Consider the following 22,946-nt stretch of genomic DNA (forward strand, 5'->3'; position numbering starts at 1 on the left):
AAGCTCCCTAAGACCTAGAAAGAAATAATGTGCTGACCAGTCTGGTTGTCTCAATTGTTAGATCGTGCACGCGGTTTGCCAGCTTCATCGTCGTCATTTCGCTGCTTCTCGCGATCGGCGGCGGCTTCTATGCCGCGCGGAATTTCTCCATCAATACCGACATCAACACGCTGATCTCGCCCGACCTGGACTGGCGCCAGCGCGACAACCAGTTCGAGAAGGCGTTCGATCGCGAAAAGCTCATCCTGGCCGTCATCGAGGCCCCGTCACCCGAGCTCACCGGCGCCGCTGCCAAGGCGCTGTCCGAAAAGCTTGCGGGCGACACCAGGAATTTCGAATCGGTGCAGCCGCTCGGCTCCGGCGAGTTCTTTGAGAAGAGCGGGCTGTTGTTCCTGCCGGTGGAGGAGGTCGGCAAGGTCGCCGGGCAGCTCGAAGCCGCCGCCCCCCTGATCGAAATCATGGCCGGCGATCCATCGATCCGCGGCCTGACCGGCGCGCTGGAAACCGGCCTTGCCGGCATCAAGCGCGGCCAGGTGAAGCTCGACAACGCGGAACGGCCCTTCAACCTGATCTCGCAGACGGTCGAGAACATCCTGAGTAAGGGAACCGCGACGTTCTCGTGGCGCGAACTCGTCAGCGACAAGCCGCTGGCCGACTCCGACAAACGCGCCTTCATCGAGTTCAAGCCGAAGCTCGACTACAACGCGCTCGAGCCCGGCAAGGACGCCACCGACGCGATCCGGCAGGCGGCCAAGGAGCTTAATTTCGCGAGCGAGTATGGCGCGCGCGTGCGGCTGACCGGGCCGGTTCCGATCGCCAACGAGGAATACGCTACCGTTCAGGACGGTGCGATCGTCAACGGCATCGGCACCGTTGCAATCGTGCTCGTGATTCTGTGGATGGCGCTGCATTCAGGCAAGATTATCTTCGCGGTGTTCGTGAACCTGTTCGTCGGCCTTGCCATCACCACGGCGGTCGGTCTGATGATGGTGGGTTCGCTCAATCTGCTGTCGATCGCCTTCGCGGTGCTGTTCGTCGGACTCGGCGTGGATTTCGGAATCCAGTTCAGCGTCCGTTACCGTTCGGAGCGCTTCAAGAATGACGATCTGGTGCTCGCGCTGGAGAGCGCGGCACGCCGCTCGTCGGTCCCGTTGTCGCTGGCGGCGATGGCGACCGCCGCCGGTTTCCTGTGCTTCCTGCCGACTGATTACAAGGGCATTTCCGAACTCGGCAAGATCGCCGGCGCCGGCATGGTGGTGGCGTTCATCACCAGCATCACGACGTTGCCGGCACTGCTGACCCTGCTCAATCCTCCCGGCGAAAGCGAGCCGGTCGGCTATGCTTTCCTGGCGCCGGTCGACGACTTTCTCGAGCGGCACCGCGTCATCATCATCGTCGGCACGATCCTGGTCGCGCTGGCCGGTCTGCCGCTGCTCTATTTCATGAAGTTCGACTTCAACCCGATCAATCTGCGCAACTCGAGGGTGGAGTCGATCGCGACCTTCCTCGATCTGCGCAAGGATCCCAACACCGGCGCCAACGCCATCAACGTGATGACGAACTCGGAGGCCGACGCCAAGAAGATCGAGGCGAAGCTGGAGAAGCTGCCGGAAGTGCTTCGCGTGATGTCGCTCGACAGTTTCGTGCCGCAGGATCAGCCGGCCAAACTGAAATTGATTGCGCAGGCCGCCAAGGTGGTCGACCCCGCGCTCAATCCGGAGTCCGTCGATGCCGCGCCGACCGATGCCGAGAACGTCGAAGCGCTCAAGAGTTCGGTCGACAGCCTGCGCAGGACCGCTGGCGACGGCAAGGGGCCGGGCGCGGCCGCGTCGCGACGGCTGGCGGACGCGCTGTCGAAGCTTGCCGAATCAACCCAGGCGGTTCGCGACAAGGCGCAGGGCATTTTCGTCGTTCCCCTCAAGATAACCTTCGACCAGCTCAAGAACACGATGCAGGCCCAGCCGGTCACCTTGAAAACGCTGCCGCCCGAACTGGTGAGCAGCTGGAAGACCAAGGACGGCCTGATGCGCGTCGAGGCGCTGCCGAAGGGTGACCCGAACGACAATGACGTTCTGCGCAAGTTTGCCGATGCGGTTCTGGCGGCCGAGCCGACTGCGATCGGTGGCCCGGTCTCGATTCTCAAGTCCGGCGATACCGTCGTCAAGGCATTCATCCACGCCGGCATCTGGGCGCTGATCGTGATCAGCCTGTTGCTCTGGCTGGCATTGCGGCGAGTCACCGACGTGCTGCTGACGCTGGTGCCGTTGCTGGTGGCCGGTGCGGTGACGATGGAGATCTGCGTGCTGATCGGGCTCCCGCTCAATTTCGCCAACATCGTCGCATGGCCGCTGATGCTCGGCATCGGCGTCGCCTTCAAGATCTATTATGTGACGGCATGGCGGTCGGGCAGAACCAACCTGCTGCAGACCAGCCTGACGCGCGCGATCTTTTTCAGCGCGCTGACGACCGCCACGGCTTTCGGAAGCCTGTGGCTATCCAGTCATCCCGGCACCGCCAGCATGGGTAAATTGCTGGCGCTGTCGCTCGTCACCACCCTGGCCGCGGTGCTGCTGTTTCAGCCCGCGCTAATGGGCAAACCGCGCGACGTCGGGGAGTAGGCAGATATCGCCGACGGCATCGGCGGCCGCCTGCTTCTGGCCGGCGACCGGCTTCTGACCCGGTACCGGGCCCACGGCGCCGGTGGTCTTCGGCCCGGGAGGCCCGCCCGCCGGAGCGGTTGCCGTGGCACCCGCACCGGCCTTCGGGGCGCCCGGATTTTTCGGCGCGCCGCCCTTGGCCATGCTGTTGGACGGGCTTGAGGGTATCGGCGGTCCGGCACGGGTCCAGGTCTCGCCGCCGCACAGGAAGCCCAGCACGCAGCCTTGAATTTCGAGCTGGTCGGTCCCAATTGGCTTGATGGTCGAACTATAAAGCTGTCCGTCCTTGGCGTTGTAGACTTGGCCTTCCCACGCATCGACGCCGGGCTTCTTCTTCATGTCGATCAGGATCGCCATGCCGAGCGTCGGCCGGCTCTTCTTTGCGGGATCAGGATTATTCGAATCACGGCCACCCGGCGTTTTCTCCCAGGCGACGGCACCCCACATGTTGCCGTTGCATTGAGCGACGCGAATGTTGGCGACGCCGTCGGCCACTTTCCAGTCGCCGGTGGGATCGGCGGCCAGAGCGGAGGTAACACCTGTGGCTAAAAAGAATCCGGAAAAAACTATTCTGCGCGCGAGGGTTCTTGGGCAGTGCAACATGGTTCAAACCTATGCTTAAGTAGATGTGCAAGCGGGGTCAAAACGCCGCATTGAGCGTTTTCAGTTGACGAAATGACCAGCAACCGACGTATGTAGCGAATGCTAAGTTCAAATCTAGACGTTTCCGAGATGTTTGTGGAGCGCCAGGCGCAGCGCAGTTCCATGCATTCGCGCCATTTGAACGAGCAACTGGTCCGCGTGCTCAAGACCATTGGTTACGATGTCGGCTTTCAGAAGGGTCAAGGTCAATACCTGTTCGATCGTGACGGGGCGCGCTATCTGGATCTACTGAGCGGATTTGGCGTTTTTGCGATTGGCCGCAATCATCCGGCGCTGCGCCATGCCCTGAAAAGCGTGCTCGACAGCGATTTCCCCAACCTGGTGCAGCTGGACGTCTCAACGCTGGCCGGCGTGCTGGCGGAACGCCTGCTCGAACATGTGCCGTATCTGGACAAGGTGTTTTTCGCCAATTCCGGCGCCGAAACCGTCGAGGCGGCGATCAAATTCGCCCGTGGCGCCACCGGGCGGCCCGGCATCGTCTCCTGTTCGCACTCCTTTCACGGACTGTCTTACGGCGCCCTGTCGCTGATGGACGATTCCAACTTCCGCACCGGCTTCGAGCCGCTGTTGCCCGGATGCACCCAGATCCCGTTCAACGATCTGGCCGCGCTGGAACAGGCGCTGTCGTCGCGTCAGGTTGCCGCCTTCATCGTCGAGCCGATTCAGGGCAAGGGCGTCAACCTGCCCACCGACGAATTTCTGCCGGGCGCGCTGGCGCTGTGCCGCAAATACGGCACGCTGTTCATTGCCGATGAAATCCAGACCGGGATCGGCCGTACAGGCAAGTTTTTGGCGGTCGAGCACTGGAATGTCGAGCCCGACATGGTGCTGCTGGCGAAGGCGCTGTCCGGCGGACATGTGCCGGTCGGCGCGCTGCTGACCCGCAAGAGCATCTTCGACAAGATCTTCAATCAAATGGATCGCGCCGTCGTGCACGGCTCGACCTTTGCGAAGAACGATCTGGCGATGGCGGCCGGTATCGCCACGCTCGAAGTGATGAAGGCCGAAAAACTGGTCGAGCAGGCGGCGAAACGTGGCGCCGAGCTCCGGCTCGCGCTGACCCGCATGGTGCCCGGCTACGAATTGCTGAAGGAAGTGCGCGGCAAGGGATTGATGATCGGCATCGAGTTCGGTCCGCCGAAATCGCTGCGGCTGAAAGCTTCCTGGAACGTGCTTGAGACCGCCAACAAGGGCTTGTTCTGCCAGCTCATCACGGTGCCGCTGTTCAAGGATCACAAGATCCTGACCCAGGTCTCCGGCCATGGCAGCCACACCATCAAGCTGCTGCCGCCGCTCGTCATCTCCGAAGAAGACTGCAGCTGGATCGAAAAGGCGTTCGACACCGTGATCGCCTCCAGCCACAAGGTGCCCGGCGCGATCTGGTCGCTCGGCAAGACCCTGGTCGACAACGCCGTGCGGAAGTCGGCGTAACGCTTACGCGCCGCGCGCGATCGCCCTCGCGGCGAGTGCAAGGACTCCTTCTGAATTCTGGGCGGCGCGACTGCGCTTATGCCGCAGTTTCGGCCGATCCGCGCGATAGTATTCTTCTTCACCCGAATAAATTCACGAGGAGGAGACCGATGCGCATTACCGGCGGCTGTCATTGCGGTGCGATCCGCTACCAGGTGGAGGGCGACCTGATCGTGCATGCGCTCTGTCATTGCGCGGATTGCCGGCGGCACGCCGGCGCACCGATGGTGGGCTGGGCGATGTACGCCGAAGATGCGGTCAAGGTGACGCAAGGCGAGCCCAAGATCTACGCTTCTTCCGAACACGGCCGGCGGCAGTTTTGCGCCAATTGCGGAACCGGGCTGTTCTATACCAATGCGAACATGCTGCCCGGGATGATCGACGTGCAAAGCGGCACCTATGACGATCCCGATGTCGTTCCTGTCATGGCGCACATCCAGGTCGCCGAGCGGATCGGCTGGATGGAGCGTGCGCACGAATTGCCGGTATTCGAACGTTACCCTGCGCAGACATAGCCGGCCGGCAGATCATCACCCGCAACCTTGATGGCCTCAGGCATCGGCCTTTGCGTCCATCGCCAGCGTCTCGCCGATGCGTTCGGCCGCGGCAGCGCTCAGGCTGCCGCGGGCGAGGCCGAGCGGAACGTTGCGCCTTGCGAGTGCGCGATAGAGTTGACCTGCATCGGCGTCGAGGTGGTCCAGCGCAGTCAAATGCTTGCGCACCGTTCCGATGTCGCCCCTTGCGACACACCCGCCCATGCCGTTGGCGAGGCCGCCATCGCGGACGGCAGAAAGCGTGCCCGCAAGCAGCGGCAGCATGGCATCGAGCGCCTGTTTCTCGCTCGCGCCGAACGTGCGCCACAGGTTCGCGCCTTCGGCGAGCAGCGCTATCAGGAACGGGCCGACATAGTAGGCGGAGGCGTGATACAGCGCGCGCTGCCCGGGCGGCACTTGCACGGGAACGCAACCGATTTTCGATGCCATCTGCTGCAGCGATTCGAGAAGTTCGGCTTCCGCCTCGACCCCGACGGTGCAACCCGGCAGCCCCTTCAGCGCGACGGCCGGATTGGTGAACATCTGCATCGGATGGAATCCGCCGATCGACGCGCCGCAATTCCCTGCGTTTCGAAGCGCATCGACTTCGGTCGCGCCGCTGCAGTGAATGACCCGGTGTCGCGCACGCCACGCGATGCCGTCGGCCACCGTCGCAATGGCGTCGTCGGCCACGGTCAGCCAGACGAAGTCGCAGGCATCGGCAACCGCCTGCGCGCTTGCAAGCGGCTGCAAGCCAGGTACTTCTTTCGCCATCAACGCCAGATCGGCGGCTTTCCGGCTCCAGGCAGCTGTCACCTGGTAACCGGCATTCGCAAACGCTTGCGCGAGCGTGCGGCCGACGCGGCCGCACCCGACGAAGCCGTGCCTCTGTTCCTGCATCGTCAACTCCGGAAGGCGGGATCCATGCGGTCGAGCTTGCGCAGCAAGGCGTCCCACTCCAGCCCGCCATAGCCGCCGGCGTTGCCGCGGGCGCCTTCATTGACGGTGGGATTGGTCTCGGCCTCGTTCAGCAAGGTGATTTCGGTGCCTGCAAAGCACGTCACCGTACTGTCGATGGCGGCAGCGGTCGGCGGGTGCAGCGGACGATTGCAGCAGAGCATGTCCACCTGGATGCGGCAGGCGTTCTCCAGCCAGTACATGGCGTTGAAGGCCTGTGGGATGCTGCGGCCGCAGGCAAGCAGTCCGTGATTGCGCAGGATCAGGATGTCGTGAGGGCCAAGGTCGCTGGTGATGCGGTCGCATTCCGCCCCGCTGATCGCCGGCCCCTCGAAATCGTGGTAGCCGATGCGGCCGTGAAAGCGCATCGCCGTCTGCGACAGCGGCAACAACCCTTCGCGCAGTCCGCTGACCGCCGTGCCAGCGCGGCTGTGGGTGTGGATGATGCACTGCAGGTCCGGACGGGCCTTGTGAATCGGCGCGTGCAGGTAGAAGCCGGCCACGTTGACATTGTAACCGTGATCCGGTTGCAGGATGGTCGCGCCCTCGACATCGATCTTGACGAGGCTCGATGCCGTGATCTCCTCGTACAACATGCCGTAGGGGTTGATCAGATAGTGCTCTGCTGCGCCGGGAATCCGGGCGCTGATGTGGTTGTAGATCAAGTCGGTCATGCCGAATGCCGCCATCAGGCGGTAACAGGCGGCGAGGTGGATTCGGGTTCGCCATTCTTCGCTCGAAACCGCGGATTGCACATTCGAGATCGGGATGACTTCCATCTTGCCCATCAGGAGGTCCTCAGTTGGCGGTGACGCTGGCGCGGGCGACGATGTCGCCGAAGTCCGGACCGTTCGCGAGCGTGCCGATCAGGCCGGCATGCCGGTTTCCCATCCGTGAGCTGACGAAGCGATCCGCAACGCTTGCGGGGCTGTGCTTCAACATTTCGCTGGCCTGCAACGCCAGCGCCATGCGCGCCACGATGCGGCGGCCGTCACCCTCGTCATTGACGCGGTCGCCGAGATCGTCGTTCAGGTCGGAAAGGAATTGTCCATGGGCCCGATCCGCCGCGCCCGCGCCGGACATTTCGGCCATGAACGCCTCGCGTGCGCCTTGCTCGCGGCTCAGTGCCCGCAGCACGTCCATGCACATCATGTTCGACGTGCCCTCCCAGATCGAGTTCAGCGGCGCCTCTCGGTAGAGCCGCGCGATCGGGTTCTCCATGATGAAGCCGTTGCCGCCGTGAACTTGCAGCGCTTCATACACGAAGGTAACGGCGCGCTGGCAGTTCCAGAATTTTACGACGGGGGTGGCGACCCGCGCGAGCAACCGTTCGCTTTCGCTGGTGTGCATGCCGTCGGTCGCGCGCGCAATCCGAAACGCGGCTAGCGTTGCCGCTTCGCTTTCCAGCGCGAGGTCGGCCAGCACGTTGGCCTGCATCGGCAGCTCAGCCATCCGGTGGCCAAAGCCATTGCGCGTCGAGGCGTGGTTGATCGCCAGTGTCAGTGCCTGCCGCATCAAGCCGGCCGATCCCACCGCGAAGTCGAGCCGCGTGAGGTGGGCATGGGACAGGATCTCGCGGATGCCGCCACCTTCCTCGCCGACCAGCATCGCGAAAGTGCGATTGAATTCGACCTCACTCGATGCGTTGGAGCGGTTGCCGCATTTGTCCTTCAGACGTTGCACGAAAACGCGATTGCTGCTGCCGTCGGCAAGCAGGCGGCGCACGAAGAAGCAACTGACGCCGGATTTAGTCCGCGCCAGCGTGTAAAACCCGTCGCAGGTCGGGACGGAGAAGAACCATTTGTGTCCGGTCAGCAGGTAGATCTGCGCGCCGTCTTCGCTGCCGGCAAACACGCCGACGGTTTGCGTTTGCCGCAGGTCCGAGCCGCCCTGTTTTTCGGTCATCGCGTAACCGATCACCGCGCCGGTTTTCTGCTCGATCGGCAGGCGCCGCGGATCATAGTGCGTCGACAGCGTCTTTTTGCGCCACAGCGCAAACTCAGGCTTGCCGGCAAAACCGGCGGCGGCGGCGTAGGCCATTCCGGTTGGGCAACCGACGCCGCTTTCCACCTGGTTCCAGAGATAGCTGAGCACCGCGCGCGCGAAATGGCCCATGGGCTGCGTGGTGGTCCATGCCAGGCTGTGGACGCCGTTGCCGAACGCCAGTCCCATCAGCTGATGCCAGGACGGATGGAATTCGACCCAGTCGGTGCGGTTGCCGAAGCGGTCGTGGCTTCGGAGCTGCGGTGCGTGCTCGTTGGCCAGCCGTGCGGCTTCCTGGACCTGCGCGTCGCCGGCAAGCGCCCCGACCACCGAAGCGTTGGTGGCGCTCCATGGCGCATGGCGATCGACCATGTCGCGCAGCACGACATCGCCCGCGAAGGCGTCGTAGCCGCTGCAGGGACTGGCCTGGTTCAGAACCTGGTGGGTTTCGATGGACGGAAATGGATGATCCGCAAGCGGCGCGGCCTGGAGCGTCACGTTCATTGGGCTCTCCGCGGCTTCTTGATGCTGGTCAGTCTTGGCGAATTGGCGCGGACCATGCGAACGCAAGCGATCGCCACCTGTTCGGCAAGCGTCTCGATTTCCTGTTTCCGGGGGCGGGTGGCGCGCGCCAGCGGCCGGATCAGCGGCTCCATCATGGCGCCGGTGACACAGGTGGAAAGCACGTCGCTCGGCATGTCGATGAACTCGCCGCGGCGAATGCCGTCGTCGATCAGCCGCGCGAACTGCTTGGCGAGCGCATCCCGGTATTGCAGCCTGGCTTCGTCGAGCGCGGGCTCGCAGGGTTCGGCGATAAGGGCATAGGCCAGCCGCGGCTCGCGCGCGGCCCGGCGCACGAACGTCGCCACGGCGTCATGCATCCGCGAGGTGGCGTCGCCTTCGGAATCGATGATGCTTGCGGCGACTTCGGCCTCGCGCTTCGAAACTTCCGACAGCACCTGCACGCACAGATCGACCTTGGAATCGAAGTAGCGATAGACCGAGCCGGTCGCCAGGCCGGCGCGGCTCGCAATCACCGATATCTGCGCAGCCGACCACCCGCCCTCGGCGATCAGCTCGCGCGTGACCCTGACGACGTTCTTGAGCGTGTCCTCGATCTGCTGCCGTCGTCTCTGCGCTTGCGCCATTGTGAATCTGGACTTCAAGTAGTGTGAATTTTTATTCAGGAAATGTGAACCTACATTCATTTCGCAGGCGAGTCAAACGCGCCTGCGCGTGCAGGCAATCCATACTGTCATGTTGCGATGGCCGTTACCGGTCTTGTGCTTCGAACGCCTTCAGTGCCCCTAGCACGAGTTCGGGCGCTTCCTGCGCAACGCTGTGACCCACGCCGTCGAATTTCATTTCGGTCGCGGCCGGCAACAGCGCGACGGCGCGCGAAGCCATCTCCTTGTAGATCGGCCAGGATTTTTCCGTGGTCGCCACGCGCACCGGGCACTTGATCTCGGGCAGCCACGCGAACGGATTGCCGCGCGCGTCGCCTGTGTAAACCTGCTCCATCGCCTGAAGGATCGGAAGCAGCACGGCTGACTCGATTTCCGGCGTGCAGCGCAGCCGCACCCGGCCGTCTTCCTGAGCTGCGAAACCGTGTCGGATATAGGCCCGCAGCGAATTCTCCGTCCATGCCGCAAAGGCAGGCGCCGCGCGATAACGCGCAAACGCGGCTTCCGCGCTCTCGAACTCGGCCTGGCGGCGCAGCACGCCCTGCGCGGCGCCGTTGGCAAAGTCGCTCGTGCGATCTGGAGGCGGCGCGCGCGGATCCATGATCGTGGGCTCGATCACGAACAGGCGGGCAAAACGCTCGGGAAGCAGTTTCGCGGCCAGCAGCAGGTCGGTCGCGCCGGCGCTGTGTCCGATGCCATAGATGCTGGTGAGGTCGAGCGCCTCGATCACCCGGCACACATCCTCGGCAAAATCCTGGAAGTGATAGTGGTCGGCCGCGGGCTTGTGGCTGTCGCCATGGCCGCGGCGGTCGAGCGCATAGACCGTGTAGCGTAACGCGAGTTCGCGGGCGACGTCGTCCCAGACCTCGGCGACGAAACCGGTGCCGTGCAACAGAAGGGCAGGCGGCTTGGCTCGATCCTCAAGCCCCCATCTCGCCAGTGCGATGCGCGCGTCGGCATTTCCAATCGAAATCCGAACCGGGTCCGTCAAGCGCGGGCATCCTCCAGAATCATTGTCGCAGCTTTTTCGGCGATCATCGCGGTCGGCGTATTGGTATTGCCCGAGGTGATCGTCGGCATCACCGAGGCGTCGGCGACGCGCAAGGCGGCGATGCCGTGAAAGCGCAGGCGCTCGTCGACAACGGCCATCGGATCGCTCGCCGTGCCCATCTTCGCGGTGCCGACGGGGTGAAAAATCGTGGTGCCGATGTCGCCGGCGGCTTTTGCGAGCGACGCATCGTCGTCGCCGACGCTGGGACCGGGCAGGTACTCTTGCGGGTGAAATCGCGCCAGCGCCTGCTGCTTCATCAGTCGGCGGGTGGTGCGGATGGCATCCGCCGCGACCTGGCGATCCTCGCCGGTCGACAGATAATTCGGCGCGATCGCGGGCGCCTCGTCGGCGTGTGAGGATCGCACCCGCACGGTGCCGCGCGAGGTCGGCTGCAGATTGCAGGCGCTGACCGTGATGGCGGGAAACCGGTGCAGCGGATCGCCGAACTTGTCGAGCGACAGCGGCTGCACGTGGAACTGGATGTTGGCGCGCGCGCGATGCGGATCGGAGCGCGTGAAGATGCCGAGCTGCGACGGCGCCATGGTCAGCGGGCCGCGGCGGCGGAACGCATAGTCCAGCCCCATCAGGCCGCGCCGAAACAGATTGTAATAGGTCTCGTTCAGGGTGCGGACGCCCTCGACCTTGTAGATCGCGCGCTGCTGCAGATGGTCCTGCAGATTGCGTCCCACACCCCCGCGATCCAGCGTGACGTCGATGCCAAGGGGCGACAGCCAGTCGGCGGGCCCGATCCCCGAACGATGCAATATCTGCGTCGATCCGATCGCACCGGCGCACAGAATGACTTCACCCTGGGTGCGGGCCTCAATGAGGTCATTGCCTTGATAGAAACGCACGCCGACGGCGCGGCCGTTCTCGACAATCAGCCGATCGACCAGCACGTGCTTTTCCAGCCGCAAATTCTGGCGGTTCAGCACCGGTTTCAGAAAGCCCCGCGCCGAAGACCAGCGGCGGCCGCGCTTCTGGTTGACGTGGAAATAGCTGATGCCCTCATTGTCGCCGGTGTTGAAATCGGCAATGCGGCGGATGCCCATCTGTTCGGCGGCGTCACCGACCGCGTCGAGCACTTCCCAGGACAGCCGCGGCGCTTCGATCCGCCAGCCGCCGCCCGTGCCGTGGTGCTCGCTCTTCCCGAGGAAATGATCCTCGAGCCGCAGGAAGTGCGGCAACACGTCGTCATAGCCCCAGCCGGTGAGGCCGAGCTGCCGCCAGTGATCGTAATCGGCGGCCTGGCCCCGCATCGAGATCATGGCGTTGATCGCCGACGAGCCGCCGATCACCTTGCCGCGGGGATAGGCCAGCGCGCGGCCGTTGAGGCCGGGCTCGGGCTCGGTCTTGAACATCCAGTCGGAGCGCGGATTGCCGATCGCGAAGAGGTAGCCGACCGGAATGTGGAACCAGATCCAGTTGTCGTTGCCGCCGGCCTCCAGGATCAGCACGCGATTGCCGGGATCGGCCGACAGCCGGTTGGCCAAGATGCAGCCGGCGGTGCCCGCGCCGACCACGATATAGTCGAAATCACCTTCAAGCCTGCTCGGCATCTTTTCGATTTCCACCCATTCAATAGTCGTCATGCGCGGCCTTGCCGCCTTCGCTAAAGCTTCGGCGGGCCGGCCACTCGTGGCCTCGTCGAAGCCCTGGCGGAGACGGGTGCCGGGCATCTAGGTTCTTTCAGTCCTAATAGTCAGACGTGGATGGCTGGGACAAGCCCGGCCATGACGGAAAGCTGCCAAAGCAAATGGGCCTCTGCAGCCGCGTGTGTTGGGTGGACCGCTCCTTGCATGCTACAGGAAAACAGCGCTCACCCCAAAAAGAACCGATCAGTTCCATGCCCATTGTCAACCGTGTCGCCGATCTGCAACCCGATATCCAGGCCTGGCGCCGCGATATCCATCAACACCCCGAGCTGCTGTACGAGGTGCACCGCACGGCGGCGCTGGTGGCGGACCGGTTGCGGGAATTCGGTTGCGACGAGGTGGTCACCGGGCTTGGCCGCACCGGCGTGGTCGGCGTCATCAAGGGCAACAGGCCCGCCGGCAAAGGCGAGATGAAGGTGATCGGGCTGCGCGCCGATATGGACGCGCTGCCGATCGAGGAAGCGACCAACCTGCCTTACGCCTCCAGGAACCCGGGTTTGATGCACGCCTGCGGCCATGACGGCCACACCGCGATGCTGCTCGGCGCCGCGCGCTATCTCGCCGAGACGCGCAATTTCGCCGGCGATGCGGTCGTGATCTTCCAGCCGGCGGAAGAGGGCGGCGCGGGCGCCGTCGCGATGCTTAAGGACGGCCTGATGGACCGTTTCGGCATCGAGCAGGTCTACGGCATGCACAATGGTCCGGGCATTCCGGTCGGGAGCTTTGCCATTCGGCCCGGCCCGATCATGGCCGGCGGCGATGCCGTCGCCATCAGGATCGAGGGGCACGGCGGGCACGCCGCGCGTCCGCACAAATGCATCGATTCGGTGCTGGTTGGCGCGCAGCTGATCAATGCGCTGCAGTCGATCGTGTCGCGCAGCGTCGATCCGCTGGAATCGGCTGTCATTTCGATCTGCGAGTTTCACGCCGGCAATGCCCGCAACGTGATCCCGCACACCGCTGAGCTGGCAGGCACCGTCCGCACCCTGAACGCCGAGGTGCGGAAACTGGTGGAAAAGCGCGTGCGCGAGGTCGTCGCCGGCATAGCGCAGATCACGGGCGCCAAGATCGACCTGACCTACAACCGCGGCTATCCGGTGACGGTCAACCACGTCGCTCAGACCGACCTCGCTGTTCGCGCCGCCCGGGAAATCGCCGGCGACGCCAACGTTGAGGAGATGGCGCCGCTGATGGCCGGCGAGGATTTCGCCTTCATGCTGGAGCAGCGGCCGGGCGCGTTGATTTTCTGCGGCAACGGCGACAGCGCTGGGCTGCATCACCCCGAATACAATTTCAACGACGAGGCGCTGGTGTTCGGCACCTCGTACTGGATCAAGCTGGTCGAGAACACGCTGGCAGCGTGAGGCCGTTCACCGGCTTTTCAAACGACGCCAATGAGAGGGTCTTCGGGCCGGCAAAGGCTGCGCCGGGATTTCGGTCAAGCGAGCACCCCGGGGCGGAATGGGGCTCTGCGGCAGAGTGCTGGGTCGAGCCCGTCTTGCATGCTAGACAGGACGGGCGTTCAACCCGGAAGCAGAGAATTTCAATGCCCATCGTCAACCGCGTCGCCGACCTTCAACCCGATATTCAGGCCTGGCGCCGCGATATCCATCAACACCCCGAATTGCTGTATGACGTGCACCGCACTGCGGCATTCGTGGCCGACCGCTTGCGCGAATTCGGCTGCGACGAGGTCGCGACCGGCCTCGGCCGGACCGGCGTCGTCGGCGTCATCAAGGGCAAGAAGCCGGCCGGCAAGGGCGACATCAGGGTGATCGGGCTGCGCGCCGACATGGACGCGCTGCCGATCGAGGAAGCCACCAACCTGCCTTATGCCTCCAAGATATCAGGCAAGATGCATGCCTGCGGCCATGACGGCCACACCGCGATGCTGCTCGGGGCGGCCCGCTATCTCGCCGAGACCCGCAATTTCGCCGGCGATGCGGTCGTGATCTTCCAGCCGGCCGAAGAGGGTGGCGCCGGTGCCGACGCGATGATCAAGGACGGCCTGATGGATCGTTTTGGCATCGATCAGGTTTATGGCATGCATAATGGCCCGGGCATTCCGGTCGGCAGCTTCGCCATTCGCTCCGGCCCGATCATGGCGGCGACCGATGAACTCGATATCAAGATCACCGGGCTTGGCGGCCACGCGGCACGGCCGCATATCTGCATCGATTCCGTGCTGGTCGGGGCGCAGGTGGTCACCGCGCTGCAGTCGATCGTGTCGCGCAGCATCGATCCGTTGGAGTCGGCGGTGATCTCGGTCTGCGAATTCCAGGCCGGCAACGCCCGCAACGTGATCCCGCAAACCGCTGAATTGCGCGGCACGATCCGGACGTTGACGCCGGAAGTTCGCGCATTGGTCGAGAAGCGGGTGCGCGAGGTGGTCGCCGGCGTGGCGCAAATCACCGGCGCGAAAATCGACCTCACCTACAAGCGTGGTTATCCCGTCACCGTCAACCACGCTTCGCAAACCGAGTTCGCAACCAGGATCGCCAGGGAGATCGCCGGCGAGGCCAATGTGCACGAGACCCCGCCGCTGATGGGTGCGGAGGATTTTTCCTACATGCTGGAGGCACGTCCCGGCGCGTTCATCTTCTGCGGCAATGGCGATACCGCGGGCCTGCATCACCCCGAATACAATTTCAACGACGAGGCGATCGTCCACGGCACGTCATACTGGATCAAGCTGGTGGAGAACGCGCTGCCGGCGTGAGGTGAGATTAGCGCCAAAAGCAAAAGGCCCGCGCGGAGCGGGCCTTTTTTGTTGCGTCAGCCGCCGTCGTGGCTGACGAGGGGCAGGCCGCGCGCTGTGCAGCACCGGGGCTAGAGGAAGCCGTACAGCGCGCCGACCTTATGGGAACGTCATGGCGTGAACAGGACGTCCCAAAATCCTCCCCAGAGAATGAGATAGTATCCTCCATCAATTGAAGGTTGTACATCTATTTTGTCATTTTTCGAGCGGGCGGTAACAGGAATTTGCGGTTCCAGAATGCGCGGGAACTTCAGGCGGCGCGCGCCGATTTTCGCAGCAATGCCGCCGCGATTTTGAGGTCGCCGACGAAGCGCTGGTATTCCCGCGCCTTGGCGTCGGCATCGGGTACGCGCAGAAGATAGGACGGATGCACCGTCACCAGCGCCCTCGTACCGTCGTCGAGATTGATTGCATGCCCGCGGTTTTTGCCGATCGGGGTGATTTTCCCGAACACGCTCTGCGCCGCGGTAGCGCCCATCGCGACCACCAAAGCGGGGTTGATCGCGGCGCGTTCGCGTTCATACCATTGGCGGCAGGCCTTGATTTCGGGCGTATTCGGCTTCTGGTGCAGGCGGATTTTTCCGCGCGGCACAAATTTGAAATGCTTCACCGCGTTGGTGACGTAGACCTTTGAGCGGTCGATGCCGGCCTCTTTTAACGCGCGGTCCAGCAATTGGCCGGCCGGTCCGACGAACGGTTTGCCCGCGAGGTCTTCCTTGTCGCCGGGCTGCTCGCCGACCAGCATGATCTCAGCGGCTTGCGGGCCTTCGCCGAACACGGTCTGGGTCGCGTTCTTCCAGAGCGGGCAGGCGCGGCAATCGGCGGCTTCTTCGCGCAGGATTTCGATATCGTCGGCAGCCTGCTTGCGGCGCATGGGCGGCTCCGTTGCGGCATTCGCGATCATCGCGCCGGGCAAGCCTTCGGCGCTTTCGGTCAGAGGCTTAATCGATGAGCCCTGCGGGTTCCTCGGGTATTTCCGCGATATCCCGGTTTGCAACGCATTCGCCTTCAGCCGGGCCGGATCTAGGACGCTGGCGTAATAGCGCCGCCAGGTTTCTTCCAGGCGATTTTCTGTCGGCGCCTCGGACGTGTCGATGCCGCGCGTGATCGAGACGGCATGGCCATCCCAATGCGCGCAGACGTCCGGCGTCAGGATCGACCAGGGCATGTCCGCAAAGCGACGGGCAAAGAAGGGCGCAGCCAGCTCGACGATATGATGCTCCGGTTCGAACCAGGCGACGAAATGCGATTTATGCTCGCGGCCGATTTCGCGGAAACGGACGCTGGCCTGCATCCGCTGCGTGTCGCGATGCACGGCCTTGGCCATTGCCGAGACGCGCGCAACGTCGGGATCGGTCGCAACATTGAGCAAATCGTGATCGCCGCGCAGCCGCCACAGCAGGCGATAGAGAAGAGCGAAGCGCTCGCCATCGCGGTGCAGGATCGCGGCCTGCGCCAACTCAACGAATTTTGCGGATACGCTGAAAGCGCCGTGCGGTGGTTCGAGCGGCGAGGCGGATGGTTCGAAAGGTTCGGGCGTGGTGCCGCGCACCCGCCATGTCACATCCAGGGGCTGCACTTCGGTCAGTGCCAGGGCCCGTGCCGCTTTCCGCCAGCCGTCGAAATCGGTTTCGCAGTCGAGGGTGATTGAGTATGCCGGTTTCATCTCAGAATCTCTTTGATTCCATTCATGAATCGCCAGAGTCGCAATCCCGATTGACTCTGCAGGCCCTGTTAGCTTTATATTAGAACATATCATGAACAAATGAGCCAGCAGCAGGTTCATCCCAAGAACCGCAACGGCTCCAGAATTCCGAGGAACGGCGCATGACCGGCGCACGCATGAGCACGCTTGCGAGTTTGCGCGGCCGCATCGAGCGCATCGAGGCGGGCGTGGATATGCATGCGCTCCATAAAGTGGCGCTCGGCCATGCCGAGGCCGATGCGACGCTGTGCGGCGGCCTCGCCCGCGCCGCGGTGCATGAAGTCTTTGCCGAAGGACATCAGGGGGCGGCGGCGAGCGGATTTATCGCCGGCCTTGCGGGACGGGTGATTTCGCGCCGGCCGCTGGTCTGGGTACGGCAGGATTTTTCGGAAATCGAATCCGGCGCGCTCTCGATGAGCGGGCTGGCCGAACTCGGGCTGGATCCGCGGCTGCTGGTGACCGTGCGCGCCGCGGACGTCGATGCCGCGTTGCGGACCGCCGCCGACGCGCTGGCCTGCGATGCGCTCGGCGCCGTGGTGCTGGAAGTCTGGGGCGAGCCGCGGCAGCTCGATCTCGTCGCCAGCCGCAAACTGACATTGGCCGCGCAGGCTTCCGGCGTCACCGCGTTGCTGTTGCGGCTGGCGGCCGTGCCGTCGCCCTCGACCGCGGAGACCAGATGGATCGTGCGCGCGGCGCATTCGCCGCCATCAGCGTCTTCAAGGTCTGCGGCGCCTTGGCAGGCATGGGGCGCGCCAATGTTCGACGCCGAGCTCATTCGTAACCGTCACGGCCCGGTTGGGCGGTGGATCATGGAATGGAAATGTGATGAGTGCCTTTTCAGCGAACCGGCGGCGAATCCTCAGCCTCTGGCTGCCACGCCTGCCCATCGACCGCATCAAGCGCAAAGCGTTTTCAGACGAAGCGCGTGAGCAAAACTCTCACGACACGAACGGTGCGCTCCCTCTCCCGCTTGCGGGGGAGGGTTGGGGTGGGGGTGCCGCCGCGAGTCAGACTGTTCGTGTGGAGAGAGTTTCCTCCGCCAGGATCGCATCCCCGCAAGCGGAAGAGATGCAACGAGACACCCCCACCGTCGTCGTCGCCAAACAAAACAACGCGCTGCAGATCTATGCGCTCGACGATCTCGCGGCGCGTTCCGGTCTCGAGATCGGTCTGCCGCTCGCCAATGCCCGCGCCATCTGCCCGGAATTGACGGTGTTCGATGCCGACCCGGTTGCGGACGCCAAAACGCTTGGCGATATCGCCGACTGGTGCGATCGCTTCACGCCGCTGGTGGCGCTCGATCCCCCGCACGGGCTGTATCTCGACATCACCGGCTGCGCCCATCTGTTCGGCGGCGAGCGCGCGCTGCTGCAGACCCTGTGCGGCGCGCTGACCCGCAGAGGTTTTGTCGTCAGCGCCGGCATCGCGGGAACCTCGATCTGCGCGCGCACCATGACGCGGCATGTTTCAGGGAAAATCATTGCCGATGGCGAGGAAGCTGACGCCGTCGGCCCGCTGCCGGTCGCAGCCCTCGGCGCCGATACCGCCATCACCAGCGGTCTTCGCCGCGCCGGGTTGAAAACCATTGGCGACGTCGCCGCGCGCGCGCGCCACGAGATCACGGCCAGATTTGGCGCAAGCTTCACGGTCCTGCTCGAACACGCGCTGGGGCAGGGCGATGCGCCGATCAGCCCACGAAAACCGCTGCCGGATTACATCGTCGAGAAACGCTTTCCCGAACCGGTTGCCACCGACAATGTGATCGTGATGAACCTGTCGGCGCTGGCCAGTACGCTGGTCACCGCGATGGACAAGCAGGGCAAGGGCGCGCGGCGGCTGGAGGCGAGTTTCTTCCGCACCGACGGCGCGGTGCGCACGATCCTGGTCGATACCGGCCGCCCCGTGACCAAGCCTGAGGTGATCGACCGGCTGTTTCGCGAGCGGCTCGATGCCTTGAACGATCCGCTCGATCCCGGTTTTGGCTTCGATCTCATCCGTCTGTCCGCCAGCCGCACCGAAATCGTGGTGCAGCAGCAGCGCGATCTCGACGCCAATATCCATGACAATGACGAACTGGCGGCCCTGATCGACCGCATCGCCGCGCGGATCGGCGGAAAGCGCGTGGTCGTGCATCTGCCGCAGGACACCCATATTCCGGAACGCGCGGTGTTGGCGGTATCAGCGCAGCATCATCTGGCCGCCGCGACGCAGGCTGCCTGGCCTGAGCGGATCGCGAGCGAGCCGCCATTGCGGCCGCTGCGGCTGTTCGAAAAACCGGAGCCCATCAAGGTGCCGTTTGCGTCCGTGCCCGACGGGCCGCCGCATCAATTCACCTGGCGCCGCGTGACGCACGCGGTGGTGCGGGTGGAAGGCCCCGAACGCATCGCGATGGAATGGTGGAAACAGAATGGCGAGGCGCTGACGCGGGATTATTTCCGCATTGAGGACGCTGAAGGACGGCGCTTCTGGGTCTATCGCGACGGGCTCTATGAAGGCGAACAAGCAGAGCAGGAAGGCGAACCCGTCCCGCCCAAATGGTTCGTGCACGGGCTATTCGCATGAACAACGCAGCTTATGCCGAAATCGGCATCACCACGAATTTCTCCTTCCTGCGCGGCGGCTCCGATCCGCGCGCCTATGTGCACGAGGCGAGCCGGCTTGGCATTCCCGTGATCGGGATCGCCGACCACAACACGCTGGCCGGCGTGGTGCGCGCCTACAAGGAACTCGACAATCCCGAGGTTTTATACAAGCCAAAACTTCTGATCGGATCGCGCCTCGTCTTCATGGACGGCACGCCGGATATTCTGGTCTATCCGCGCGACCGCGCCGCCTATGGCCGGCTGTGCCAGCTCTTGACCCGCGGCAAACGCGGCGGCGATACCGAGCGGATCGCCAAGGGGGAATGCCATCTGAAACTCGATGACCTCCTGGAATTCAGCGAAGGCCAGCTCCTGGTGCTGACGCTGCCGCATCGCTTCGACTCTCCGGAATCTCTGAAAATCCTGGACCGTCTGAAGGCCAGCCGCGCCGATGGCGTGTGGCTGGCCGCGAGCCTGTTGTATCGCGGCGACGACCGCCGCCGGCTGGCGCGGCTGCATCTGATATCGCTGACATCAAAGGTGCCGCTATTGGCAACCAACGAGGTGCTGTACCACGATGCCGCGCGCCGTCCGCTGCAGGACGTGCTGACCTGTATCCGCGAGAAAACCACCATCGAAGCGATCGGCAAGCGGCTCGAGGCCAATGCGGAACGCTATCTCAAGCCGCCGCATGAAATGGCGCGGCTGTTCCGCGGTCTGCCGGACGCGATCGCGGAAACCATGCGCTTTGCCGATCGTATCTCCTTCTCGCTCGACCAACTCAAATACCAGTATCCGGACGAGCCGGTACCGCCGGGCAAGACCGCGCAGCAGCATCTGGAAGACCTGACATGGCAGGGTGTTATCAGTTATTTTGGTGGAGAGATCGATGACACGCTCCGCGCCACCTTGCGCAAGGAACTGGCGCTGATCGCCGAGCTCAACTACGCGCATTATTTCCTCACCGTGCACGACATCGTCCATTATGCGCGCAGCCAGAACATCCTCTGTCAGGGCAGGGGATCGGCGGCGAACTCGGCGGTCTGCTACGTGCTCGGCATTACCTCGGTCGACCCGACCAAGGTCGATCTGCTGTTTGAGCGGTTCATTTCCAAGGAGCGGCTGGAGCCGCCCGACATCGACGTCGATTTCGAGCATTCGCGCCGCGAAGAGGTGATGCAATATGTCTATCGGCGCTACGGCCGCCACCGCGCCGCGATCATTGCCACCGTCATTCATTACCGCCCGCGCAGCGCGATCCGCGATGTCGGCAAGGCGCTGGGGCTGACGGAAGACGTCACCGCGGCCTTGGCCGATACGGTGTGGGGCAGCTGGGGCAAGGGCCTCAACGAGATGCAGGTTCGGCAGGCCGGACTGGATCCGCAAAATGCGATGATCGAGCTCGCGGTGGCGCTTGCGACCGAACTGATCGAATTCCCGCGGCATCTGTCACAGCATGTCGGCGGCTATGTGCTGACGCAGGACCGGCTCGATACTTACGTGCCGATCGGCAACGCGGCGATGGACGACCGCACCTTCATCGAATGGGACAAGGACGACGTCGACGCGCTGAACATGATGAAGGTCGACGTGCTGGCGCTGGGCATGCTGACCTGCATCCGCAAATGTTTTGATCTCATCGCCGATCACAAGGGTAAGCGATACGAGCTGGCCGATATCAAATCGAAGGATGACGACGCAGTCTATCAAATGCTGCAGAGAGGTGAATCGCTCGGCGTGTTCCAGGTCGAGAGCCGCGCCCAGATGAACATGCTGCCGCGCCTGAAGCCGCGAACTTTTTACGATCTCGTCATCGAGGTTGCGATCGTGCGGCCCGGCCCGATCCAGGGCGACATGGTGCATCCCTATCTCAAGCGCCGCAAAATGCGGCCGGAGGATATCGAGTATCCCTATCCAAAGGGCGGCAACAAGGATGAGCTGCGTAACGTCCTGCACAAGACGCTGGGCGTTCCCTTGTTCCAGGAACAGGCGATGCGTATCGCCATCGAGGCTGCGGAATTTACCTCCGAAGAAGCCAACGGGCTGCGCCGCGCCATGGCGACGTTCCGCAATCTCGGGACCATCGGCAAGTTCGAAGCCAAGATGGTCGGCAACATGATCCGCCGCGGCTACGATCCCGAGTTCGCCAATAATTGCTTCAACCAGATCAAGGGATTTGGCTCCTACGGCTTTCCGGAAAGCCATGCCGCAAGTTTCGCGCAGCTCGTCTATGTCTCGTCATGGCTCAAGCATTACCATCCCGACGCGTTCTGCTGCGGGCTGTTGAACTCGCAGCCGATGGGCTTTTACGCCCCGGCCCAGATCGTCGGCGACGCCCGCAAGAACGGCGTCGAAGTACGCGAGATCGACGTGTCGTATAGCTTTGCGCAGAACACGCTGGAAGAGGGCGAAGGAAAATATTGCGCGGTGCGGCTCGGGTTTCGCCAGATTGACGGTTTCAAATGGACCGATCCGGATGAGGAGAGTTTGAAGAAATCTCAACTGTCATTCCGGGGCGCGCCCCTTGGCGCGAGCCCGGAAACCATTGCGCCGCATCCGCGTGGTAAAATGGATTCCGGGCTCGCGCTACGCGCGCCTACGATGCGCAATTGCGCATCGGAGAATGACGAGAGCGCAGAAGACTGGGCCGACCGCATCATCGCCGCCCGCACACGCTGTCCGTTCACCTCGCTGGAGGAATTCGCGCGCGACACCGCGTTGCCCAAGCGCGCGCTGATCCTGCTGGCAGATGCCGACGCGTTCCGTTCCCTCGGGCTCGATCGCCGCGCCGCGCTGTGGGCGGTGCGGCGGCTGCCCGACGACGTGCCGCTGCCGCTGTTCGAGGCGGCGGTCGCGCGCGAGCAGCCGGACGAGAATGCAAAGCCTTTGCCTGACATGCCGCTGCCGGAGCAGGTGGTCGCCGACTATCAGACCATCCGGTTGTCGCTGAAGGGCCATCCGCTGGAATTTTTACGCGCGATGCTTTCAAGAGAGCGCGTGGTGCCTTGCGAACACATCGCGCATCGCAACGACCGGAAGCATGTCCGCTGCGCCGGCGTGGTCCTGGTGCGGCAGCGTCCGGGCAGCGCCAAGGGCGTTGTCTTCATGACGCTGGAGGATGAAACCGGGATCGCCAACATCGTGGTGTGGCCGGCGGTGATGGAAAAATACCGCAAGGAAGTGATGGGTGCACGCCTGATCATGGTCGAGGGCTACATCCAGAGCAGTCCGGAACAGGTGACGCATCTGGTCGCGCAGCGGCTGTTCGACCGCTCGCACGATCTGATCGGTCTGGCCAACGACGCACTCAGCCGCAAGCATCCGGTGCCGACCGGCCCCGCGTTGATCGAACCGCTCAACGACGATCGCCGCGATCACCCCGAGACGTCAGCGCACAAGATCCGCCATCCGCGCAACGTCCGGATATTGCCACCGTCGCGGGATTTTCATTGAGGCGCGAACGCCATGGCGCACCCCGCACATTAAAATGGCCGCTGGACGTACATCCAGCGGCCGTCCCGGAAGAACAAATTGATTGTTGATGAAACCTCTAGCCCCGGGTGATCCCTAATCTAGCCGACGCGAGGCGGTGCATCGAGTCAAAATCGGTCAACCCGCCCCAGAAGCGATGGTAACGTTACCTGCCGGTCTCACCCAAATGGGGGTGGCGTTTGACGATCCCTTGTCGGAACGTGGAGCCGCTTGGAAGCGGGCCGCGTAACCCGATTTGGACACCGGTTTCGAAGCG

16 protein-coding genes are annotated in these 22,946 nt (G+C 63.6%); 8 read left to right on the forward strand and 8 right to left on the reverse strand.

Annotated elements, in window-relative coordinates; genetic code table 11:
- The first annotated feature begins 29 nt into the window (after window positions 1–29).
- Window positions 30–2,618: an MMPL family transporter gene (locus ACSQ84_RS01205; protein ID WP_436209823.1), complete on the forward strand. Its 2,589-nt coding sequence runs from the start codon at window positions 30–32 to the stop codon at window positions 2,616–2,618.
- Here the strand turns inward: ACSQ84_RS01205 and ACSQ84_RS01210 are convergent.
- Window positions 2,586–3,260, reverse strand: coding sequence for a DUF2147 domain-containing protein (locus ACSQ84_RS01210; RefSeq protein WP_436209824.1), 675 nt, complete (start codon window positions 3,258–3,260; stop codon window positions 2,586–2,588). The two genes, ACSQ84_RS01205 and ACSQ84_RS01210, sit on opposite strands and share 33 nt — an antisense overlap.
- 99 nt (window positions 3,261–3,359) lie before the next feature.
- Between ACSQ84_RS01210 and hpnO the strand changes: the two genes are divergently transcribed.
- The gene (gene hpnO, locus ACSQ84_RS01215; RefSeq protein ID WP_436209825.1) at window positions 3,360–4,751 is read left to right on the forward strand and encodes an aminobacteriohopanetriol synthase HpnO; all 1,392 of its coding nucleotides are present in this window, start codon (window positions 3,360–3,362) and stop codon (window positions 4,749–4,751) included.
- A gap of 149 nt (window positions 4,752–4,900) precedes the next feature.
- Window positions 4,901–5,305 carry a GFA family protein gene (locus ACSQ84_RS01220; RefSeq protein ID WP_436209826.1) on the forward strand — a complete coding sequence of 135 codons (405 nt, stop codon included), beginning with the start codon at window positions 4,901–4,903 and terminating at the stop codon, window positions 5,303–5,305.
- A gap of 36 nt (window positions 5,306–5,341) precedes the next feature.
- Here the strand turns inward: ACSQ84_RS01220 and ACSQ84_RS01225 are convergent, their stop codons facing one another.
- The 6 genes from ACSQ84_RS01225 to ACSQ84_RS01250 all read right to left on the reverse strand — a co-directional run bounded on the left by ACSQ84_RS01225 (window position 5,342) and on the right by ACSQ84_RS01250 (window position 12,057).
- Window positions 5,342–6,223: a Rossmann-like and DUF2520 domain-containing protein gene (locus ACSQ84_RS01225; protein WP_436209827.1), complete on the reverse strand. Its 882-nt coding sequence runs from the start codon at window positions 6,221–6,223 to the stop codon at window positions 5,342–5,344.
- A 2-nt stretch (window positions 6,224–6,225) separates the two neighbouring features.
- A complete protein-coding gene (locus ACSQ84_RS01230; protein WP_436209828.1) occupies window positions 6,226–7,068 on the reverse strand; it encodes a class II aldolase/adducin family protein in 843 nt (280 codons plus the stop codon).
- A 10-nt stretch (window positions 7,069–7,078) separates the two neighbouring features.
- Window positions 7,079–8,767 (reverse strand): acyl-CoA dehydrogenase family protein, encoded by a 1,689-nt coding sequence (locus ACSQ84_RS01235; protein ID WP_436209829.1) that lies wholly within the window; start codon window positions 8,765–8,767, stop codon window positions 7,079–7,081.
- Complete coding sequence (locus ACSQ84_RS01240; RefSeq protein WP_436209830.1) at window positions 8,764–9,411, reverse strand: TetR/AcrR family transcriptional regulator; 648 nt, start codon at window positions 9,409–9,411, stop codon at window positions 8,764–8,766. The genes ACSQ84_RS01235 and ACSQ84_RS01240 overlap by 4 nt, the downstream gene beginning before the upstream one ends.
- A 124-nt stretch (window positions 9,412–9,535) precedes the next feature.
- Complete coding sequence (locus tag ACSQ84_RS01245; protein WP_436209831.1) at window positions 9,536–10,438, reverse strand: alpha/beta fold hydrolase; 903 nt, start codon at window positions 10,436–10,438, stop codon at window positions 9,536–9,538.
- Window positions 10,435–12,057 (reverse strand): GMC family oxidoreductase, encoded by a 1,623-nt coding sequence (locus ACSQ84_RS01250; protein WP_436211139.1) that lies wholly within the window; start codon window positions 12,055–12,057, stop codon window positions 10,435–10,437. Before ACSQ84_RS01250 ends, ACSQ84_RS01245 begins: the two co-directional genes overlap by 4 nt.
- 287 nt (window positions 12,058–12,344) lie before the next feature.
- Between ACSQ84_RS01250 and ACSQ84_RS01255 the strand changes: the two genes are divergently transcribed.
- Window positions 12,345–13,517, forward strand: coding sequence for a M20 aminoacylase family protein (locus tag ACSQ84_RS01255; protein WP_436209832.1), 1,173 nt, complete (start codon window positions 12,345–12,347; stop codon window positions 13,515–13,517).
- A 182-nt stretch (window positions 13,518–13,699) separates the two neighbouring features.
- Window positions 13,700–14,872, forward strand: coding sequence for a M20 aminoacylase family protein (locus tag ACSQ84_RS01260; RefSeq protein ID WP_436209833.1), 1,173 nt, complete (start codon window positions 13,700–13,702; stop codon window positions 14,870–14,872).
- 289 nt (window positions 14,873–15,161) lie between these two features.
- Here ACSQ84_RS01260 and ACSQ84_RS01265 read toward each other — a convergent pair whose 3' ends face one another.
- Window positions 15,162–16,577 (reverse strand): UdgX family uracil-DNA binding protein, encoded by a 1,416-nt coding sequence (locus tag ACSQ84_RS01265; RefSeq protein WP_436209834.1) that lies wholly within the window; start codon window positions 16,575–16,577, stop codon window positions 15,162–15,164.
- A gap of 161 nt (window positions 16,578–16,738) precedes the next feature.
- On the opposite strand from ACSQ84_RS01265, the gene ACSQ84_RS01270 reads away from it, so the two are divergent.
- The 3 genes from ACSQ84_RS01270 to ACSQ84_RS01280 are packed head-to-tail and all read left to right on the forward strand — an operon-like array spanning window position 16,739 to window position 22,651.
- The gene (locus ACSQ84_RS01270; protein WP_436209835.1) at window positions 16,739–17,545 is read left to right on the forward strand and encodes an ImuA family protein; all 807 of its coding nucleotides are present in this window, start codon (window positions 16,739–16,741) and stop codon (window positions 17,543–17,545) included.
- Window positions 17,442–19,178: a Y-family DNA polymerase gene (locus tag ACSQ84_RS01275; RefSeq protein ID WP_436209836.1), complete on the forward strand. Its 1,737-nt coding sequence runs from the start codon at window positions 17,442–17,444 to the stop codon at window positions 19,176–19,178. Before ACSQ84_RS01270 ends, ACSQ84_RS01275 begins: the two co-directional genes overlap by 104 nt.
- Window positions 19,175–22,651 (forward strand): error-prone DNA polymerase, encoded by a 3,477-nt coding sequence (locus ACSQ84_RS01280; protein WP_436209837.1) that lies wholly within the window; start codon window positions 19,175–19,177, stop codon window positions 22,649–22,651. The genes ACSQ84_RS01275 and ACSQ84_RS01280 overlap by 4 nt, the downstream gene beginning before the upstream one ends.
- Window positions 22,652–22,946 lie beyond the last annotated feature (295 nt).

The organism is Bradyrhizobium sp. LjRoot220 (assembly GCF_964252915.1).
Classification (GTDB): domain Bacteria; phylum Pseudomonadota; class Alphaproteobacteria; order Rhizobiales; family Xanthobacteraceae; genus Bradyrhizobium.